The organism is Paenibacillus sp. GCM10028914, from assembly GCF_042666275.1.
Lineage (GTDB): Bacteria > Bacillota > Bacilli > Paenibacillales > Paenibacillaceae > Paenibacillus_AQ.
The window spans coordinates 70,061-89,001 of record NZ_JBHTFO010000015.1 but is presented as its reverse complement, the minus strand read 5'-3'; the positions used below and the strand labels follow the sequence as shown (position 1 = coordinate 89,001).

20 protein-coding genes are annotated in these 18,941 nt (G+C 41.7%); 8 read left to right on the top strand and 12 right to left on the bottom strand.

Annotated elements, in window-relative coordinates:
• Positions 1-77: 77 nt before the first annotated feature.
• The 3 genes from ACFQV5_RS13910 to ACFQV5_RS13900 form a co-directional block, all read right to left on the bottom strand.
• On the bottom strand, positions 78-854 hold the full coding sequence (locus ACFQV5_RS13910) for an ABC transporter ATP-binding protein (protein ID WP_379247772.1): 777 nt from the start codon (positions 852-854) through the stop codon (positions 78-80).
• Between the two features lie 39 nt (positions 855-893).
• Positions 894-1,901, bottom strand: a complete 1,008-nt coding sequence (locus tag ACFQV5_RS13905) for an ABC transporter substrate-binding protein (RefSeq protein ID WP_379247770.1) — start codon at positions 1,899-1,901, stop codon at positions 894-896.
• A gap of 207 nt (positions 1,902-2,108) precedes the next feature.
• Positions 2,109-3,626 (bottom strand): carboxypeptidase M32, encoded by a 1,518-nt coding sequence (locus ACFQV5_RS13900; RefSeq protein ID WP_379247768.1) that lies wholly within the window; start codon positions 3,624-3,626, stop codon positions 2,109-2,111.
• A gap of 126 nt (positions 3,627-3,752) precedes the next feature.
• Between ACFQV5_RS13900 and ACFQV5_RS13895 the strand changes: the two genes are divergently transcribed.
• From ACFQV5_RS13895 to ACFQV5_RS13875, 5 genes are all read left to right on the top strand, one after another.
• Complete coding sequence (locus tag ACFQV5_RS13895; protein WP_379247766.1) at positions 3,753-4,085, top strand: iron-sulfur cluster biosynthesis family protein; 333 nt, start codon at positions 3,753-3,755, stop codon at positions 4,083-4,085.
• Positions 4,086-4,128: 43 nt separating this feature from the next.
• Positions 4,129-4,692, top strand: coding sequence for a beta-class carbonic anhydrase (locus tag ACFQV5_RS13890; RefSeq protein WP_379247763.1), 564 nt, complete (start codon positions 4,129-4,131; stop codon positions 4,690-4,692).
• 190 nt (positions 4,693-4,882) lie between these two features.
• Entirely contained in the window at positions 4,883-5,434 is a 552-nt protein-coding gene (locus ACFQV5_RS13885; protein WP_379247761.1) for a PadR family transcriptional regulator, read from the top strand.
• A gap of 97 nt (positions 5,435-5,531) precedes the next feature.
• Entirely contained in the window at positions 5,532-5,966 is a 435-nt protein-coding gene (locus tag ACFQV5_RS13880; protein WP_379247759.1) for a hypothetical protein, read from the top strand.
• A 3-nt stretch (positions 5,967-5,969) separates the two neighbouring features.
• Entirely contained in the window at positions 5,970-6,248 is a 279-nt protein-coding gene (locus ACFQV5_RS13875; RefSeq protein ID WP_379247757.1) for a YxcD family protein, read from the top strand.
• 76 nt (positions 6,249-6,324) lie between these two features.
• Here the strand turns inward: ACFQV5_RS13875 and ACFQV5_RS13870 are convergent, their stop codons facing one another.
• Together ACFQV5_RS13870 and ACFQV5_RS13865 are read right to left on the bottom strand one after the other, a co-directional pair.
• A complete protein-coding gene (locus tag ACFQV5_RS13870) occupies positions 6,325-6,567 on the bottom strand; it encodes a glutaredoxin (RefSeq protein ID WP_379247755.1) in 243 nt (80 codons plus the stop codon).
• 8 nt (positions 6,568-6,575) lie between these two features.
• Entirely contained in the window at positions 6,576-6,986 is a 411-nt protein-coding gene (locus tag ACFQV5_RS13865; RefSeq protein WP_379247753.1) for a MerR family transcriptional regulator, read from the bottom strand.
• Positions 6,987-7,142: 156 nt separating this feature from the next.
• Here ACFQV5_RS13865 and ACFQV5_RS13860 point away from each other — a divergent pair, with 156 nt between their 5' ends.
• Positions 7,143-7,622: a DUF2798 domain-containing protein gene (locus ACFQV5_RS13860; RefSeq protein ID WP_379247751.1), complete on the top strand. Its 480-nt coding sequence runs from the start codon at positions 7,143-7,145 to the stop codon at positions 7,620-7,622.
• Positions 7,623-7,898: 276 nt separating this feature from the next.
• On the opposite strand, the gene ACFQV5_RS13855 is transcribed toward ACFQV5_RS13860, so the two are convergent.
• Positions 7,899-8,981, bottom strand: coding sequence for a serine hydrolase domain-containing protein (locus tag ACFQV5_RS13855; protein WP_379247749.1), 1,083 nt, complete (start codon positions 8,979-8,981; stop codon positions 7,899-7,901).
• A gap of 190 nt (positions 8,982-9,171) precedes the next feature.
• On the opposite strand from ACFQV5_RS13855, the gene ACFQV5_RS13850 reads away from it, so the two are divergent.
• Complete coding sequence (locus ACFQV5_RS13850) at positions 9,172-9,981, top strand: lipase family protein (protein WP_379247747.1); 810 nt, start codon at positions 9,172-9,174, stop codon at positions 9,979-9,981.
• Positions 9,982-10,096: 115 nt separating this feature from the next.
• Positions 10,097-11,560 carry an ATP-binding protein gene (locus tag ACFQV5_RS13845; RefSeq protein ID WP_379247745.1) on the top strand — a complete coding sequence of 488 codons (1,464 nt, stop codon included), beginning with the start codon at positions 10,097-10,099 and terminating at the stop codon, positions 11,558-11,560.
• Positions 11,561-11,619: 59 nt separating this feature from the next.
• Here the strand turns inward: ACFQV5_RS13845 and ACFQV5_RS13840 are convergent, their stop codons facing one another.
• The 6 genes from ACFQV5_RS13840 to ACFQV5_RS13815 all read right to left on the bottom strand — a co-directional run bounded on the left by ACFQV5_RS13840 (position 11,620) and on the right by ACFQV5_RS13815 (position 18,894).
• Positions 11,620-12,789 (bottom strand): MGDG synthase family glycosyltransferase, encoded by a 1,170-nt coding sequence (locus tag ACFQV5_RS13840; protein WP_379247743.1) that lies wholly within the window; start codon positions 12,787-12,789, stop codon positions 11,620-11,622.
• 267 nt (positions 12,790-13,056) lie between these two features.
• Complete coding sequence (locus tag ACFQV5_RS13835) at positions 13,057-14,280, bottom strand: amidohydrolase (protein ID WP_379247741.1); 1,224 nt, start codon at positions 14,278-14,280, stop codon at positions 13,057-13,059.
• A 30-nt stretch (positions 14,281-14,310) separates the two neighbouring features.
• Positions 14,311-15,024: an ankyrin repeat domain-containing protein gene (locus tag ACFQV5_RS13830; RefSeq protein WP_379247739.1), complete on the bottom strand. Its 714-nt coding sequence runs from the start codon at positions 15,022-15,024 to the stop codon at positions 14,311-14,313.
• A gap of 41 nt (positions 15,025-15,065) precedes the next feature.
• Entirely contained in the window at positions 15,066-16,580 is a 1,515-nt protein-coding gene (locus ACFQV5_RS13825; RefSeq protein WP_379247737.1) for an S-layer homology domain-containing protein, read from the bottom strand.
• Positions 16,581-16,724: 144 nt separating this feature from the next.
• Positions 16,725-17,417, bottom strand: a complete 693-nt coding sequence (locus tag ACFQV5_RS13820) for a response regulator transcription factor (protein WP_379247735.1) — start codon at positions 17,415-17,417, stop codon at positions 16,725-16,727.
• Positions 17,395-18,894: a HAMP domain-containing sensor histidine kinase gene (locus ACFQV5_RS13815; RefSeq protein ID WP_379247733.1), complete on the bottom strand. Its 1,500-nt coding sequence runs from the start codon at positions 18,892-18,894 to the stop codon at positions 17,395-17,397. Before ACFQV5_RS13815 ends, ACFQV5_RS13820 begins: the two co-directional genes overlap by 23 nt.
• Positions 18,895-18,941 lie beyond the last annotated feature (47 nt).

Here is an 18,941-nt window from a genome sequence, read left to right as displayed (position 1 = left end):
GCATGTATCTGCTCAAGCCAGCTGGGATCAGAAGAATCCGGGCCGGCCTGAACTTGTTCCGGATCGTTCATATCGCTTCACTCCTTACCGTCTAGAGATTCCATCTCGCTCCATATTTCGTGGAACAGCTCGTTAAACCCCGGTTCTTTACGGGCATAGAACGGCTGGGTATTCCGAATATGCTCAGGGACGATGAATGTCCGATGGATTCTGCCCGGGTTCCGCTTGAGCAGTACAACCTTGTCACTCATAGCTATCGCTTCTGATAAATCGTGCGTCACAAGTATGGCGGTCTTGTTCCGCTCACGCAGTGTCTCCACAATTAGATCCTCAAGCTGAAGTTTCGTCTGATAATCCAGCGCTGAAAAGGGTTCATCGAGCAGTAATAGTCCGGGATCCGTCGCTAAGGTTCGAACAAGTGCTACACGTTGCCTCATCCCCCCAGACAGTTGCTGCGGATACAATCTACTGCTTGCTCCGAGTCCCATTTCCTTCAAGAGCTCTGCCGTAGATATGCGGCTTTGTTCTGTCAGCCTCCCCGTCAACTCCAATCCAATCAGTGTATTGTCCATGATCGTCCGCCATGGAAAGAGGAAATCCTGCTGGAGCATATACCCCACTTCAGGAGACGGTCCATTTACCGAATGACCGTTCACCTTAGCTTCGCCTAGGGAAGGTTGCAGCAAGCCTGCAATGATCGATAAAATCGTAGTCTTGCCGCACCCGCTAGGTCCAACGAGGCTGACGAATTCGCCTGGAAGTACCTTTAATTGAATCCCTTCAACAGAAAGAAGGGCTTCCCGGTCAGTCACATACACATGAGCAATGTTACGAAGTTCAACTACCGGTACCATGACGCTCCCTCCTTTCGTTTGTGAGATTGATTTCAATCATTATTTACCTGTCTGCTTCGCTTTCTCAGCAAAACTGTTGTCCACAATCTTGTCTGTGGAAACTCGTTCTTTCAGTTCGCCAGCCTGTTCCATGACATCCAGCAGGTTATTCCACTCTTGCTCATCAAGAATTGGATCTGTCGCGTAAGTCCCTTGTTCTTTATAACGTTTCACCGAAGAAATAACGATGTCCCGCTCTGTATCTTTGAAGTATGGAATAATTACATCTGCAATCTCTTCGGGGCTATGTGAATCCACCCATTGTTGTGCTTTATAGAGAGCATTCGTGAACTTTTGTACTGTGTCTTTATTTTTATTGATATAACTCTGTTTGGTCATAAATACGGTATATGGCAGATGACCACTCTCTACGCCGAATGAAGCCACGACCTTGCCTTTGCCCTCTTTTTCGAATATCGAAGCCTGTGGTTCAAACAGCTGTACATATTGCCCTGTACCCGATGCAAAAGCAGATGCTATATTCGCAAACTCGATATTTTGTATCAGCTCGAGATCAGTTCGTGGATTGATTCCATTCTTATTCAGTGTAAATTCGCCTGCCATCTGCGGCATTCCGCCTTTTCGCTGCCCGAGAAAAATGCTCCCCTTCAGCATATCCCAGTTAAAATCACTATCGAGATCCCGAGCTACAAGGAAGGTACCGTCTGTTTGAGTCAATTGACCAAAGTTGATAACCGGATCATCTGCCCCCTGCTGATAAACATAAATCGATGTTTCCGAGCCGACTAATGCTACATCAATCGCATCCGAGAGCAGTGCCGTCATCGTTTTATCCCCGCCGAAGGTAGTTTGGAGCTCTATATCCAATCCTTCCTCCTTGAAGAATCCCTTCTCAATCGCCACATACTCAGGTGCGTAAAAAATTGAACGCGTAACCTCGCCAACCTTAACCTTTGTGCCTGAACCACCGTTCCCACCGCAGCCAACAAGTGCCACTCCGCATACAAGCAGAATGGATAAAGCCAGGCCGAACCATTTTTTGTGCATTTCAGAAACCTCCATTCCCTTAACCATGCGTTTCCTTCCAGCTTATGCACAACGCCCGGAAATGGTTAAATATCCATACAGGCTTCAGCGGATCAGATTCAGAAGGCATAGGAATGGCTGTCCACCTACTAATAGGTCAGTACAACAAAAAAAACAGCCGCCCCATCAATAGGAGCAGCTGCCTCTTGCTTTACTAACTTATAAGTTTTATAGCTTATAAATCTCTTTATATTTAGCTTCAAGATAATCTGCCAAGTAATCCGGATTCAATTCTTCACCAGTTACACGGAGTATAATCTCAGCCGGTGTTTCACTCTTACCGTACTTGTGGATTTTGTCAGTCAGCCATTCTTTGATTGGGAGCAGATTCCCCTCTTCAATCAAATTATCCAAGTTAGGTATCTCTTTACGCATCATGTGCATAAACTGAGCTGCATACATATTCCCAAGTGAATAAGATGCGAAGTATCCAAAGTCCCCGCCAGACCAGTGTACGTCTTGCAGCACACCTAATCCATCATTCGGAGGCATAATACCTAGGTATTCTTTATATTTTCGATTCCACACTTCAGGAAGATCCTTCACGGATAGACCTTCATTAAACAACATCTTCTCTATCTCGTAGCGAATAATGATATGGAGGTTATACGTCAATTCATCCGCTTCAATCCGAATAAGGGAATTCTCAACCTTATTGATTGCACGGTAAAACGCTTCGGCATCCACGGAGCTAAATTGATCAGGAAAATGCTGCTGCAAATCACGGAAGTAACGGTTCCAGAAAGGACGGCTGCGGCCGATCATATTTTCCCAAAGGCGGGACTGTGATTCATGAATCCCCATGGAAGCGCCATATGCAAGCCCTGTACCTTCCAGCTCTTTGTCGATATTTTGCTCATACAGCGCATGGCCGCCCTCGTGCAAACAACTGAATAGAGAACTTGTCACATCATCTTGAATATAATTCGTAGTTATCCGCACATCTCCGATACTTAAGCCGATACAGAATGGATGAACGCTCTCGTCCATACGACCTGCCTCAAAATCATAGCCCATCTGTTCCAAGAGAAACGTACCGAACTTTTCCTGCTGTTCATTAGTGAACAGTTGATCTAAGAACTCGGTTTCCGGCTTATTCGGCGAATCCAGAATAGATTTTACGAGTGGAACGAGACGAGCACGCAAGCGATCAAATACTTCATCAAGCTTTTGTACGGTCAAATCCGGTTCATACATATCAAGGAGTGTATCATATCGAGTCTCTTTTACACCCCAGTAATCAATAAATTCTTGCTTGAACGCAACAATTTTGGATAGATACGGTTCAAAACCAGCAAAGTCACTATTCTCTTTCGCTTCTTCCCACTTGGACTCAGAATGAGCTGCAAGCACCGTATATTCCTTGAACTTTTGCTCCGGAATCAGTTTACTACGGTTATATTCCTTCCGACATTCCTCAACCATACGGCGTTTTCTATCATCAAGCTGCTCTATAATTTCCGACTGTGCAAAAAAGTCCAGCAATTCACCCATCTCTTGTGACGTTTGAAGTTTAAATGCCTCCGTAGAAAGCATACCAATCGTTTCAGAACGAGCTTCTACTCCTTTACGGGGTGCTCCTGTTCGCAGATCCCAATGTAATAAACCAACTGCCTCGGAGTAACTGATTATTTTGCTCATCAATTGTTGGAGTTGTTCCCAGCGCTCTTTGAATTGTGCATCCATTAATGGGCCACCTGCTTTCGTGTATGTATTTTGTGCTTACTATTGATGATACTTTTTAGAAGGTTTATAATCAACTTTTAAGTAGACAATATCAAAATACATATTAAAGGAGTGTCAAAATAAGCCATGATCATCGAACTGACCGCAGATGCGGAAAGGAAGCTGAAGGAGAAGATCGGCGGATCGCCAAGCAGAGTCAGGCTTGTATATGACACTGAGGGATGCGGTTGCGCTGTAAATGGGATACCGGGACTTCAAATTATCGATGAACTGGATCATGACGATATTGATCTATCATCCGGGGGTTCAGTCTCATTCGTTATAAACCAAAGGCAAGCAGTTTTTTTCGAGGATTCTTTGAAATTAGATGTCCATCCAGGTCTTAGCTCTTTCCGTTTGGATAGCAGCAATCAAACCTACGGAACGAACATCCAGCTGGTAGATACCAGACAATTATAATCATACGATTCATGATACTCATATACTTGGGAGGAACTATCTAATGTCACATGTTAGCGAAATTATGGAACATAACCGCACTTTTGTTGAGGAAAAAGAGTATGAAGCTTACCGCACAAGTAAATTCCCTGATAAAAAAACGATCGTCATTACATGCATGGACACGCGTCTTGTAGAATTGCTGCCGAAAGCGATGAATTTCAAGAATGGCGATGTTAAGCTTATTAAGAATGCCGGTGGGATCATCTCCCAACCTTTTGGATCCGTTATGCGGAGTGTACTTGTTGCACTGTATGAACTCAATGCAGATGAAGTTATTGTCGTAGGGCACCACGAATGCGGCATGGCTTCCTTGAATGCGGATCACATGATCAAAGAAATGATTGATCGAGGCGTTTCCGAGCAGGTAATGTCAACACTTGAAAACTCCGGTATCAAGCTAACCAAATGGCTGCGTGGTTTCGATAATGTGACGGCTGCGGTTGAGCACACTGTAAGTGTCATTAAGAATCACCCTCTACTACCTCCAAATATTCCTGTTCACGGGATGGTCATTGACCCGACAACAGGGGCGCTGGATCTCGTTGTTGAAGGCTACGATAAATAGAAACAAATATTCATAAATTGTTCATATATAAAGCACAAGCTGATCATCAGCTTGTGCTTTTTTGGTTGATGCAAATCGTTCAGGTTGTCAAACCATACAGTTTCAGTGTACACTTTGAACAAACGGACCGAAACCGGTATGAATTATCGACTCGGGGTTCCGCGATTTTGTTTCAAAGGGAGTTATGTACATGAACACGTTGTCATACGGCCTGCTGGGTCTGCTCGCACGAAGAGAATCATCTGGTTATGAACTTATGCTCCGTATTCAACCATTTTGGCAAGCGAAGCATAGTCAGATTTATCCACTGCTAGCTCGGATGGAAGAGAAGCAGCTTCTCAGCTCACGCTGGGTTCAACAAAGTGATAAGCCTGACAAAAAGATTTATGTTATTACTGAATCAGGTTTGCAGAAGCTGCGCGATTGGATGTATCTTCCCATTGCTCCTGCTGTGACAAAGGACGAGCTATCTCTCCGTACATTTTGTATTTGGTTAACTGACATCGGGATTGCGCTCGACATCTATGAAGAACGACGAGTGATTTATTTGGATAAGATCCAGTATTATGAAGGGATTTTGAAAGGTATTTCAAAAGATAATACGCAATTCGCCAGTAAGGAATTCAGTAACTACATCCTCGCTTCTAAGGGTCTCATGATGGCCGAAACCGAACTAAAATGGTGTGATTGGGTTCTGGAGCTTCTGAAGCAGCACCAAATGCAGGAAAAAAACAACAAGTGATCATGAGCAAAACTTTTTGAAACTTTATCGCATGCCTGTCCGTATTATTCATTATGACTCAAATATCTAATTTTACTGGGAGGTTCAACAGAACACGATGAAAAAAGTACTTGCAATTTTCTTAGCACTCACCATGTTTTTGGTTGTAGTTGCCCCTGATTCTGTAGATGCTAGAAGAGGCGGCGGTGGATTCAGTTCCGGAAAGAAAACTTACAATAGTACCCCTAAAAAGACAGACAATGTTCAGAATTCAACGAATAAATCCAATACAACTGGTACAGCTGGTACAACAGGTGCAGCTAAAAAGCCTGGATTCTTCAGTGGTGGTAGCTTGATGAAAGGTCTGATGATCGGTGGTATCGCTGGTATGCTGTTCGGTGGAATGTTCGATGGAATGGGTATGCTAGGTAACATTATGGGTCTTCTGATTAACTTGCTTGCCGTTTGGGTTCTCATCATGGTTGTTATGGCTGTTGTTCGCTCCGTTAAAAATCGCCGTCGTCAAAACGAACGCCGGGACGATCGGTACTAATCTATGATTCTAAGTATGGATGAAATCATCAATGCGGTCTGCCTTCACCAGGCTGAACGCAAGGGTGTTAAGCCTACGGATGTTACCGTAGAACTGAGTTGGGACGAAGATACAGGCTTTACGGCTGAGGTTTGGGTTAACAGTCGCAGCCAATATTTGATCGAATCGAATCTGATCGAAGCCATCCTCCGCTACCTCTATTCCGAATATAATATTCGGACATATAGCGAACGAGTAAAACTTGATCTAGAAGATGAGATTATTGCAATTGTAGAACAATAAACGGTATGAAATAGTAGAAGCCGCTTTCGCATAATGAAAGCGGCTTTTTTATATTTGATCATAAACACTTTAACGTTCAATGCTTCCTCTTCTCGCTCATTACTTTTTCAATATCAATCCATTGACCGTTCATCACTACAGCAGGAATAGATGTAACACCTAAGGTTAGAATTTTAGCCTCAAGAGCGGAATTTGAACAAGGATCCTTCAAGTTATATACAGTAACTTCACATTTGGCACATGATAATTCTCTGACTTTATTTATAACCTCACTGCTTAAACTACTATCATCCACAAACACTTCAATGATTGCAGCCATCTTCATACCTACCCTTCAGAGCATTTTTGTAAAACTGGACACTGGTTCGGGGGAAGTGGAAGATCTGATGCTGGAAGTTTCATTACCGATTCTAATATAGCTTTTAATTTGGACAATTGGTTAATTTTCGCATCAATTTCTTGAACCTTTGTAAGTGTTAGCTGATACATTTCTTGAGTAGAAATACAATCATCATTCTTATATCGTGCTAAAAGCTCACGCACCTCAACAAGGGAGAATCCGAGTTCCTGTGCGCTTTTAATAAACTGGATATTAGACACCGTCTCTTGTGTAAACATCCGATAACCCGATTCATTTCGTGGTGGTATGCTAATGAGTCCTCGTCTTTCATAATATCGTACGGTTTCTATATTAACATTCGAAGCTTTAGCTACTTGGCCTATCGTTAAACCCTCCATCTCCCACCTCCTCTTTCCTATTTTAAACCCTATACCTAAGTACAGAGTCAATATATAAATATATTCGTATATAACATTTGTCACAAAAAGTTCACTTATGAAAGAAAAATAATTTTGCTATGCTTGAAACCACCTAAAGAGAGAGGAAGATTGATTTTGCCGAGTAATAAAAGAGAAGGTATTTATTTTGGTCTGATGATGGTATTTTGTATGGCGTCTATCATGTGGTTCTACAACTTGTACATGGAGGGGCTATTAGGCACAATATCCGCTAAGGGTGCAGTACTTCAGTTTATAATCACTTTCATTGTTGCTTTTGTAGTGGAGTCTTTAATCGGGCCTTTGATGCTAGGAGTGGCATCTAAGCTTCCTATTGATAAGTCTAAAAAGGCTTACGTTATCATTGCAAATTCGACCTTTATGGTAATTGGTATGGTTCTATGTATGTCTATGTTTGGTTTGATTATGACTGTATTAAATCACGGTATTGAAGGGTCCCTACTCCAACATTATTTGCTATTGATCAGTCGTAATTTTGTAGTTGCATTTCCACTTCAACTGTTAATCGCAGGCCCCCTCGTCAGATGGGCATTTGTTAAGTTTATTAAAGAAAAAAACAGCCCTAATTATGCATAAGATTCGTTATAAGCTTAGCTCATCAAAGGAGCTGTCCTAAAAGTAAGGTTCAGTTTCTTTGAGTTTTAATAGTAAAGGTTCAGCACAGAGTAGCGGAGTGGACGAATTGATTTCGGACAAGCGTTAGCGATCGCCTTTGCTTCCACATTTCATCCTTGCTCATAACCATTCCAAGAAATGTGGGAGCAACAGCGATGGTAGGAACAATTCGTACACGTAGCGTCTTCGAACAGCATGAAGGACCCTTAACGATTTCGATTTCGATGAACCAGATGTTTATTTCACTAATTTACGCAGTACATTAAAAAATATATAATTCATACTTTTAGTCTGGTATGCAGTTTGATTAAAGCTCCCTACGATATATACATCCATATCGGGGAAGTAAAGCATGGAGGAACCACTCGCACCGAGATGTCCCCACCCGATATATTTCCGAGTAAAGGGAAGAAAGCGCAACCGCATCAAGCCATACCCATAATCCAATCCTATCCACATTTTGTTCCATTGCTGCATGATATCCAATGTTTCTTTTTGAATGATCTGATTGTTAACGAGGGCTTTCATGAAGATCAACAAATCTTCTAGTGTACTTACAGTTTGACCCCCCGCATAAAAGCTGCTAAAACTGCGATATTGATCTACGTTTATTTTCAAATCATCTATATATAAGTTCGCAATGGGATCATTGTTTTGTATTGCAGAAATAGAATATTGGGATAAGAATGAATGATTCATATTCAGAGGAGTAAAGATGTAGTCATGAAGAACTTCATGATATGGTTTAGAAGTAATGGATTCGATTATGAGTCCTAAGAGGTTATAACCCGTGTCTGTATAATGAATTCTTTTCCCTGGAGAAAAACAGGGTTTCAAGTGTTCTTTGGTCCACTGTATGGTTTCTTGCGGGGTCCAGTAACGAGACGGATTTTCAAGAATCTCTTCCATAAATGTTCTTCCATGCTTAGGCTTATCCTCAAAGTAATCGGCTATCCCCGATGTATTGTTTAACAAATGTTTGATCTGAATGTCGTATGTATAATCTTTTCCTTTAAATAGGTGGAGATCTTTAAGAATATCTTCGGGTAAGTAATTAGCGATCGGATCATCAAATTTAACCAGACCTTCTTCTACTAAAGTGGCAATAATTACTGAAGTAAAAGTCTTGCCGATGCTAGCCGTATGAAAAGGTTGGATAGGATTTGCAGGGAATCCATCTGTTTCCCCTGCAGCGATAGGCCAGTGGATCCCTAACTTATCTGAATGTACCAACAGATAAACATTATGTAGCTTAGGATCAGAAGCCACACTTCTATTCAGCTTCAATTCAATCTCTTTTCTTACTTCCTTTTTCTCCATACAGGTCCCTCACTTTTATCCAAATAGAAGACCACAAACCTTCACTTCACCCTAATGTATGCTTTTAATTTTTGTTGATGCAGACACAGTATCTTTTCAAACGAAGCCAAAGAACTCTTAAATATTATGATCTTCTTCAACATAGGCATCTCTCTTTTGTCTCTCTAATATAGTTTAGTGTAAGGGAGGGATGCATGTGGCAGCTATTACTGGCCAAGACCAATGGGCAATTTTTCTAGCGGCAGTCTGTGGGCAGACCTATGATCAATATTCGAGCGCGGATGGTTCTTTCGTCGTCCCCATTAATTATCGAGTTCACTATACCATTGAAGCAAAATCCATTAATAACGAATGGGAACGCTTTGGGTTTATCTTAGAATCCGACCAGAACATTATTATTGCGTTTAGAGGAACCAGCTCTCGAACAGACTGGGTATCTGACATGATCGCCTCGCAGAAGAAGTTCCCTTATATTCTAGAAGACACCCTTACCCATCGAGGCTTCACGGATATCTATTCTTCGGCACGTTTAGGGATTGTAGCAGCCCTCTCGAGAATGTCACCTGACAAGTCATTAATCGTTACAGGTCACAGTCTTGGCGCCGCGCTCGCGACATTATGTGCGATCGACATGGCAGTAAATACACCTTATACCTCACCTAATCTGTATACCTATGGGTCTCCTCGTGTCGGTGATCCAGATTTCACGAAAGCTTTCAAACAATATGTGCAGAACAGCTACCGTTATGCAAATATACTTGACATCGTAACCCACGCCCCTCCACCTATCTACAAGCTTCCTAAGCGCATGAAAAAATACTACTACCAGCATGTCCAATCCTTATCTACACTGTCTTTCAACAATGGATCCATCAGTGCTAATCATATAATTAGTAGCTATTTCAAGGATATTTCCAAACGTGAGCCTAAGTTTGCTGAGTCGCTATGCACAACTAACCCGGGCTTCTGTCCGGTTGTAATACCGAAATCCAAGGGATAACGTAAACAACGATTTCGAATATCATTTAATAAAAACTAAGCATTGCTGATTTCTAACGAACGATTATAATATGATTAAAACCCACTCGTAGAATAAGTAAGAGAGGAGACGGACAGTGCTACCAAATGAAGTACAAAATTATGATTTTGCCTTTACGCAAGCTTCGATTGGTATGGCTCTTATCTCATTAGATGGTCTCCTTCTAAAGGCGAATTCAGCATTATGTAAACTCCTGGGGTATACTCTGGACGATTTAAATACTCTTTCTCCTAACCCCCCTGCAGTTCACGAGCTTATCCATAACCTGATTCAAAATGGAAAACCTCTTCAATCTAAGCTACTTGATCAAGCTCTATTAGAGCCATCTTACGACCATCCTGCTGGATATCGGTTATCACTGGGAATCACCATTTCAGTTATTCGAGATCAACAGGATGAGCCTTTATATTATTTTGCACAATTCGAAAATAAGAGCTTGATAAGACAGATGGAGAACCATGTTCAACATACGAAGATCAATCTCCATGAAAATGAGGACGCCTTCCAGCAAATGTTAGACGGTTTACCATTAGCCGTGCTTATTACCGACCATGGAATCATTCAATATACGAATCCTGCTGGATTAAGACTCATTCATGCAGACAATATGGATATGATCATTGGAATGTCCACAAACAATATCGTGGATGCTTCCAATCATGATCGGATCTCTGAGCGAAGAAAGAAATATTATACCCATAATTCGGCAGGGGCGATATGTTACCTGATCCGTTGCTTAAATGGAGAGCAAAAATATGTAGAGGGGTATTCATTCTCTATTACCTATAACGGAAATAGGGCAATTCTTGGCGTTTTCAAAGATTTATCTGAGCAAATGGTAGAAGATGAAAGACTCATGCAGTCTGAAAGATTGTCTACAGCAGGACAATTGGCTGCTGGCATCGCTCATGAAATACGGAATCCGCTAACAGCCATTAACGGGTTTATGAAGCTCCTTCGTTCTTCGGAGCACAAAAACGAACAATATTTCTCTATTATTGAATCGGAATTGAAACGTATTGAGTTCATCGTCAACGAACTTCTTATTTTATCTAAACCTCAAACTGTAAATATAAACAAACCTTTAAACTTTTCTTCTATCATCGAACAAGTGATTACATTGATGAGCGGACAAGCCGCTATGAAGAATATTGAAATCCTGCCTACCTTCCCTGAACAGTCCATCTGGATTCTAGGAGAGCCCAATCAGTTGAAGCAGGTATTTATTAATTTGTTTAAAAATGCGATTGAAGCCATGGATCATGGCGGTATCATTCATATTCAGATATGCTCCAGTGATAACAAAGCCCGAATTCATGTTCAGGACGAAGGCTGTGGCATGACTGAGGAGCAAATTCAGAGACTTGGTAGACCGTTCTTCACGACAAAAGAAAGCGGAACCGGGCTCGGATTTATGATTACGCAAAATATTATACATAACCATGGAGGCGTTATCTCGATTGTGAGCGAACTAGAACATGGCACAACTTTCACTGTTACAATACCCACAATTATGGAGCCAGAAGAAGCGATAATATAATTAAGTATTCCTAAAACCCAGCCTATTCTCAACTCTGTCTCTTCTTCCCTCCGCATGAGTCACGCATATTGTGGAATAGAAACAGTATCTTTCTCTACTACAGTATCACTTATTACATTTAATATTTTCGTCACCGCTTGAGAGGCTGAATCCTGCTGTCTGCACTCCCCAGCCTTCTTTCTCATATCCTGCAACAACTCTGGATACTCAACCATTTCATTTAGCTGAGATTGCAACATTTCGACCTCGCAAGGCATAGCTACGCCTTTACGAATCAAATATTTTGCATTGTCCCGCTCTTGCCCCAGTTGAGGCTCAAAAAGAAGCATAGGCAGCTGCTGCGCCAGCGCCTCTGAGGTTGTAAGACCTCCCGGCTTGGTGATCAATATATCCGATACAGCCATCCATTCATGGATTTCCTCCACAAATCCTTTAATCTGTACGTTCGCCTTGTCGTGCAATGCTTCATGCACACGATGCATCAGCTTCACGTTCCGTCCACAGATAATAATGAACTGCACATCTGGACGAAGGAGATTCGATTGCACTTGATCAATAAAGGTATGATCAATCATTCCCCATCCTCCCCCCATCACTAGCGCAACAAACGATGTTGGATCAATTCCAAATTTCTCACGCAAGCGCTGTTTACTGCATGCCTGAGTACTAAACGGGCGTACGGGTATGCCCGTTACAGAAATTTTCAGATCTGGAACCCCTTTATTTAACAATGCCTTATGTACTTCTTCAGAACCAACCAGATAAAGGTCGGTATGTGGATGAATCCAGTAACTATGGTCGGAGTGATCTGTAATCACAGTCACAGAACATAGTTCTGTCATCCCTTTCTCCTTGAGCATCGAAATCGCCGCAGAAGCCGGTGGAAAGGTACTCACAAGCACGGTTGGGTTCACTTCCTGAATCAATTTACATAATCGTTGTAAACTGGATGAGCGAAATTGTTTTAACAGATATGTAAGCGGGTTCTCCACGCGAGTCTTCTGATATAAATACCCATACAATGAAGGAAAATGCTTCACCCATTTCATAAAGCAATATCGTTCAAACACATGCATACGAGGGTGAATCCACTCCATTATATCTACTACTTTCACAGTTACATTCGGTTTATAAATTGCCGACGCCTCCAGTATAGCTTTCGCCGCCTGCATATGGCCATCCCCAAGCGAGCCGGACAGGATCAATATTTTCTCTCTTTGGGTTGTCATATCAAAACCACCTTTTATTATATTTACAGGACTCCATAATCGTTGCTTGCATCAGACTATGATTATCAGATCAATATATTAATCACTTTACATGTATCATACTTAATCCATCTTGAATAACAAACCGACTAAGGTACGGTTTCTGTCCCCGCCTCAAGACGGAGGTACAATAAAAACAGCCTATCCTCTATTGAGAATAGGCTGTTAACTTATCCAAACTTAACGATATACTCCAGACTTACCCGCTATCCAATCATCATATGCATCCTACACAGAACCACTAACAAGATGTCCCTCAAAACATACCATCTGGCGCTTCGCTCTTCGTGCTACCGCTTCCGCGGAGCAGCTAGCATGAACGAGCACAAAGCTTGCTGCATCCCCTACCCTTGGCCAGATCTGTTCACCATCTTCGTTCAGTGGCGTGATTCCACCTGTAATAAATCCAAGGCTTTGCGCTAAAGACTTTTCATTATTGTAGCCGTATAATTCTGCGAATCTCCCCGCTTTCTCCAAGAGATCTCCATTTCCAAAAGGTGACCAGTGATCCGTAAGACTGTCTGTTGCAAGTTTTACCTTCACCCCTTGTTTATGGAGCATGGGAAGCGGCATCGTTGTACGTCCAATTGGAACGGTAGACGTTATAGACATGCCAAGCGAAGCCATACGTTTCGCCATCTCTTCAGCCTCTTGCGAATCAGCATTCGCAAACCAGAATGCGTGACTCACTGTCACTTTATCCTGTAAGCCCGCCTCTTCTGCCAGATCGAGCAGCTTCGTCAGTGATTGTTTGCCTGATTCTCCACCTTCGTGCAAGTGAATATCAATAGGTGCGTTACTGAGAACCGCCAGTTCAACCATGGTATTAATGGATTTCTCAAAATCACCGTCTACCGAATGGGGATCCAGCCCACCTACATGAGTTGCACCTTCTGCCAGAGACTGTTTCACGAGCTGAACCGAGTCGGAATGAAGTAATCCATGCTGTGGAAAAGCTACGATTTCATAAGATAATTTTCCGGAGAATGTGTTCAAAGCTTGTATCGTCGCTTCTAAGCGACGCAATCCGCTCACAGGCTCAATATTACATTGAGCTCGAACATGAGTAGTCCCCAAACCTTGGATATGTGTCAAAATACTTTCAGCTTGCTCTTTGGCCGTAGGCAAAAGTTTAGGAAGTAATATCTTCTCTTCTTCAATCCGATCAAAGATGCTGGAAATGGGCTTCACCGCTTTCCAAGAACCACCAAAATACGTTTTGTCCAAATGAATATGTGACTCCTCAAAAGAAGGTAACATTAAAAGCTCTTTACAGTCATATTTCGGTAAACTATTGTACTGCTCAGGATATGACTCGCTAACTTCTGCGATTTTCCCATCCTCAACCCGAATATGACAGATCTTCGTTAGCGTCTCTGCGACCCGATCTTCCTCCATAATATAGCCATGTTCCAATCTGACGTTCGTTAACCAATATGAAGTATTCAACATGATAGCATTCCCTTCTGTCGACAATTGAGCCTACTTCGCTTCCTTCTTCACTAGCATTTCTATCATTTCTTGATAACCCCTACTCTTCGCATGTTGTAAAGGCGTAACTCCATCAGAATCCGCAAGATTAACATCAGCACCATGATCGATTAACAGTTGCACAATAGCTTGATGCTTCTTGCCGCCATCACCCAAGATCACAGCTTCAAGTAAAGCTGTCCAACCCAGATTATTGACATGATCAATATTAACATCAGATGTTGTAAGAAGTTCTCTCACAATCTCCACATGCCCTCGGTCTGCCGCAGGAATCAGAGCAGTTCCACCAAAACGGTTAGTTACGGTAGTGTCTGCTCCAGCAGCAACAGCCACTTTCACAAAATCTAGCATTCCCTCTGCTCCAGCATACAAAAGTGGATTATCTGTGCGATTATCTCGAATATTAATATCCGCACCTTGTTCAATCAACAATTTGAATGTATCCAGTTGCTTGGTGTGTACGGCGATCATTGCAGGCGTCCTACCACTACTGTCTCTAGTATTAATATCTGCACCATCAGCTAATAAGTTGTTAATCTTATCTTTATTTCCTTGTTCGGTAACAGATAACAGCTCTTGGTTTAACTTGTCCATAGATTTGTTCACCGTCTGCGTTGATTGCTGCTCTTCTTGGTTTATCGGCTTGACATCATCTGTCTGACATCCTGTAAGTAAGAGGATTAGTGTCAATACGAGAAAGCGCATCGCAAATCAACACCCTTTCGTATAGATTTCATATTTCGAGCTTATCGGCTTGTGAATGTTACTTCAGAAGCTGTTGCCCAAGAACCAACGGGTTCTACTGTATATGTAGTTTCTGCATCCATCTTACCATTATTTTGGATATCGAACACACCTACCGCATTCTTGCGACTGGAGTATTTATAAGAAGCAACCAATTTATCCCCGTTGGGAGCTGTCAATTCAATACTGCGACCAGAAAACAACTCATCACCAGGGTCTTGTGCCAATGTTACCTCGAGAGATGTTTCACTTACCGCTTCAGCACCGGTAATTTGCAAAGAAGCAATGTCCGTAGCTACAAATGTTGGATTATCAATAATAGCCCAATCCGAAGTAACGGTATATTTCACACCAGGCTTCAACGTTTGCCCCTCAGGAAGTCGGAATTTCGGCTCAGCCTTACCATCAGTCGATTGTGTGAACGGTACATAGTTAGCAATTATCGCCTCTTCACCTTCTGGTGTTATCGTTACGTATCTTCCTTGCATTGAAGAGATAATTTGATATGTCATGCCATTTGCACTCTCATTCTCATCCAGTACAAACGCATTAGCACCCCGACCACCGCTATACGCAGATATGACATATCCATAGTCAGTGACGCCATTCGCTTTGAGCGATTCAATCTCGAAAGTATCGCTTGTTACTTGACTTGTCGTTGTCATTTCCACTTTAGTTTCATTTGCTGCAAATGTTCCTGCATTTTTCCCTTTGTATTTCAAGGTATAGTTGATGCCAAGTTGTTGTACCGATGTCGGGACGATATATGTAGCTATCGAGCCTGTTTTTAGACGCGGCATGTTCGTAAGTGTTAGCTCATCATTAAACACGAAATCTTCCTTCGCTTTAGCGAATGCTTCGTTCTCAGCTGTTAATGGAGCATCAAATGTAACGATCAGCGTCATATTGTTGATTGATTTTACATCTGTAATTTTTGCTTTCTCTGATGGGATTGCTTGGCGAGCAGTTTTCAATAAGCTAGCTACTTCTCCACGAGATGCGGAACCACTAGCGGAATAGAAATTATTAGCCCAGTATTTGACCGATAAAAGATCACGCTTTAATGCCTTGGATACGACTTGTACAAGTTCTTCATCCGTTACTGCTGCATTCGGATTGAATTTACCATCCTTCACTTCCATGATACCAAGGTCAACAAGCACCGACGCATATTTGTGATACCAAGCATTCGGTTTTACATCAGAGAACGGAGTAGAACTCTCTGTTTTACCTTGAAGCTTAAAAGTCAACACAACCATCTTTGCAAGTTCTGCACGATTAATTTGTGTGTTAGCACGCATGGACTGATCTTTATAACCATGTAACACACCAAGCCCTGCAAGTACTTCAATAGCTTGTTGAATCTCTAAATCTGTTAAATTAGTCGATGAAGCGGAAATTCTATTCTTGCTTGTTACAGCATCTGCATTTACATGTAGAACTGCGAAAGGTAAAGAAGACATACCAAGTGTAGCTACCACCATCAAGGCTCCGAGTTTTTTAGATGCTAATTTCATATTATTTCCTCCTTAGATCATTTCGTTATATAGTTTCTAGCTATAACAGAATGATAAAGGATAGAAATAAACTCCCAAGAAAAAGATATTAACAAAAGATTAACGGGATCTTAAAATTATCGAAAATCAGTGACAATATTTCGCTTACACCGTAAATCGGTATCCCGCTCCCCACACGGTTTCAATATATTGAGGATTCGATGGATCTGCTTCTAACTTCTCTCGCAGTTTGCGAATATGAACGGTGACCGTTGCAATATCTCCATTAGAATCCATCCCCCAGATCCGTTCAAACAGTTCATCTTTACTAAACACCCGATTGGGATTACTCGCTAAGAACACAAGCAGATCGAATTCACGAGCTGTAAACAACACCTCTTTATTCCGCACATACACCCTTCGTGAATCTTTATCAATATGAACGCCGCGAATTTGAATCTCATTCTTCTCCACAGGCTCTAGCTTACGAAGTATACGCTCGTATCTAGTCAAGTGTGCTTTCGCCCGGGCCACTAATTCACTTGGACTGAATGGTTTTGTAATGTAATCATCCGCTCCGAGATTGAATGCTCTAAGTTTATCGATTTCTTCTTTTTTCGCTGAGACGATAAAGATCGGTACTTCCTTCGCCTCTCGAATGCGGCGGCATAATTCGAACCCATCAAGCATTGGCAACTGCAAATCTATAATGATGAGATTGTAATCCCCCTCAAGCGCAAGCTTTAGCCCCTCAGTACCAGAATGACATAGATCCACATCAAATCCATTAATCTCAAAATAATCCCGTTCCAACTGTGCGATCGTAAGCTCATCTTCAATGATCAAAATTCGTGTCATGTGAATTCTGTCCTTCTTTCTCTATTGATCTTTGCAAAGTAAAGAATAGGCTTGAACCCACACCTTGCTCGCTCTCCATCCAAATGGTCCCCCCATGCCCTTCAATGATTTGACGAGCAATCGCTAGTCCTAATCCGCTGCCTCCTGTCGATAAGTTTCGGGAAGGCTCTTCTCGATAGAACCGTTCGAAAATATGAGGAAGGGCTTTAGGATCAACCCCCATACCGTTATCCTTTATTTCAACAGTCACCCATTCTGAATCTACATGTAGTGATATACAGATTACTGGATCAGGTTTATCCATATACTTGAGGGCATTTCCGATGACGTTTAGTACCACTCTCTTTAACTTGTCCAGATCGGCAACGACTTCAATTCGTTTTGATACACGCTGGTTCCACTTGAAAGTAACACCCTTCTTCTCCATGTCGTAATTCATCTCTTCGAAACAATCATCAAGGAAGCTTACAATATCAACGGTTTCGAATGTAAAATGAACTTGTTTCAAATCCAGTTTGGAATATAGAAACAATTCATCTACCAATTTGTCCATCTCCACCGTCTTGTTGTAGATAATATCGACATACTTGTCCATCTTCTCAGGTGTATTGGCGACACCATCACGTATACCTTCAATAAAGCCTTTAATACTCGTTATTGGCGTACGCAAATCATGTGATATGTTGGAGATTAATTCTTTACGATTCTCCTCGTATTGCTGACGTATATCAACGGTTTCCTGTAATCGTTTCCGCATCGTCTCAAACGCTTGATTTAACTGTCCAATTTCATTCTTGGACTGCAAATTCAGTTCAAATTGAAGATCACCTTCTTGAATTCGTTTGGCAGAGTCTCTTAATAAGTTAAGTGGTTTTACCACACTTCTCGTAATAGAACGATACAACAATACATTCGCAATGATCAGTACACCAATTAATATAAGCGAAAGAATCGGTAACAGTCTGCGGGTAACTTCCGCAAATGGACTCCGTTCTTTAATAACGAATACGCTGCCTTTATCTCCATCTGAATACTTAAAATCAAATTTGGCATACCCATAAAATCTTTCATGGATATTAAATGTGCTTCTAATTTGATAATTATTAAGATCATAGGAGGGCAATGCTTCACTTAATTCGGGTTGATTGAGTGAATAGGATTCAAATATTGTGGAACTCTCACGCCTTACATACAGCCCTGATCTTTCGGTCTTCAGCTTAAAATCGTATTCGCTTAATAGTTCATGGTTCTGTAATTCATCCGGGTCATTCTTGGCAAGGTATTTCAATTCTAAAAATATCGATTCTTCTTGCTCCGATAATGGATTTAACTGATAGTGCACTTTATAGAAATCTTTCAGACTATGTATATCCCCCGTTGAAGCGATGGTAAATAAGCTTGCAGTTAGCCCGAATATCATTAAGCTGACGACAAGCATTCCCGTGTAAGACAGCAATAACTTAATCCGAATCGACACAATTTCCGCCCTCTCATTAGCTTTGTAGAATACTACGAAATTTCTAA

What these genes read in the sequence shown, in the direction of transcription:
- ACFQV5_RS13910 (WP_379247772.1), bottom strand. Translation starts at nt 854, where the DNA reads ATGGTACCGGTAGTTGAACTTCGTAACATTGCTCATGTGTATGTGACT.
- ACFQV5_RS13905 (WP_379247770.1), bottom strand. Translation starts at nt 1,901, where the DNA reads ATGCACAAAAAATGGTTCGGCCTGGCTTTATCCATTCTGCTTGTATGC.
- ACFQV5_RS13900 (WP_379247768.1), bottom strand. Translation starts at nt 3,626, where the DNA reads ATGGATGCACAATTCAAAGAGCGCTGGGAACAACTCCAACAATTGATG.
- ACFQV5_RS13895 (WP_379247766.1), top strand. Translation starts at nt 3,753, where the DNA reads ATGATCATCGAACTGACCGCAGATGCGGAAAGGAAGCTGAAGGAGAAG.
- ACFQV5_RS13890 (WP_379247763.1), top strand. Translation starts at nt 4,129, where the DNA reads ATGTCACATGTTAGCGAAATTATGGAACATAACCGCACTTTTGTTGAG.
- ACFQV5_RS13885 (WP_379247761.1), top strand. Translation starts at nt 4,883, where the DNA reads ATGAACACGTTGTCATACGGCCTGCTGGGTCTGCTCGCACGAAGAGAA.
- ACFQV5_RS13880 (WP_379247759.1), top strand. Translation starts at nt 5,532, where the DNA reads ATGAAAAAAGTACTTGCAATTTTCTTAGCACTCACCATGTTTTTGGTT.
- ACFQV5_RS13875 (WP_379247757.1), top strand. Translation starts at nt 5,970, where the DNA reads ATGATTCTAAGTATGGATGAAATCATCAATGCGGTCTGCCTTCACCAG.
- ACFQV5_RS13870 (WP_379247755.1), bottom strand. Translation starts at nt 6,567, where the DNA reads ATGGCTGCAATCATTGAAGTGTTTGTGGATGATAGTAGTTTAAGCAGT.
- ACFQV5_RS13865 (WP_379247753.1), bottom strand. Translation starts at nt 6,986, where the DNA reads ATGGAGGGTTTAACGATAGGCCAAGTAGCTAAAGCTTCGAATGTTAAT.
- ACFQV5_RS13855 (WP_379247749.1), bottom strand. Translation starts at nt 8,981, where the DNA reads ATGGAGAAAAAGGAAGTAAGAAAAGAGATTGAATTGAAGCTGAATAGA.
- ACFQV5_RS13850 (WP_379247747.1), top strand. Translation starts at nt 9,172, where the DNA reads ATGCATGTGGCAGCTATTACTGGCCAAGACCAATGGGCAATTTTTCTA.
- ACFQV5_RS13840 (WP_379247743.1), bottom strand. Translation starts at nt 12,789, where the DNA reads ATGACAACCCAAAGAGAGAAAATATTGATCCTGTCCGGCTCGCTTGGG.
- ACFQV5_RS13835 (WP_379247741.1), bottom strand. Translation starts at nt 14,280, where the DNA reads ATGTTGAATACTTCATATTGGTTAACGAACGTCAGATTGGAACATGGC.
- ACFQV5_RS13830 (WP_379247739.1), bottom strand. Translation starts at nt 15,024, where the DNA reads ATGCGCTTTCTCGTATTGACACTAATCCTCTTACTTACAGGATGTCAG.
- ACFQV5_RS13825 (WP_379247737.1), bottom strand. Translation starts at nt 16,580, where the DNA reads ATGAAATTAGCATCTAAAAAACTCGGAGCCTTGATGGTGGTAGCTACA.
- ACFQV5_RS13820 (WP_379247735.1), bottom strand. Translation starts at nt 17,417, where the DNA reads ATGACACGAATTTTGATCATTGAAGATGAGCTTACGATCGCACAGTTG.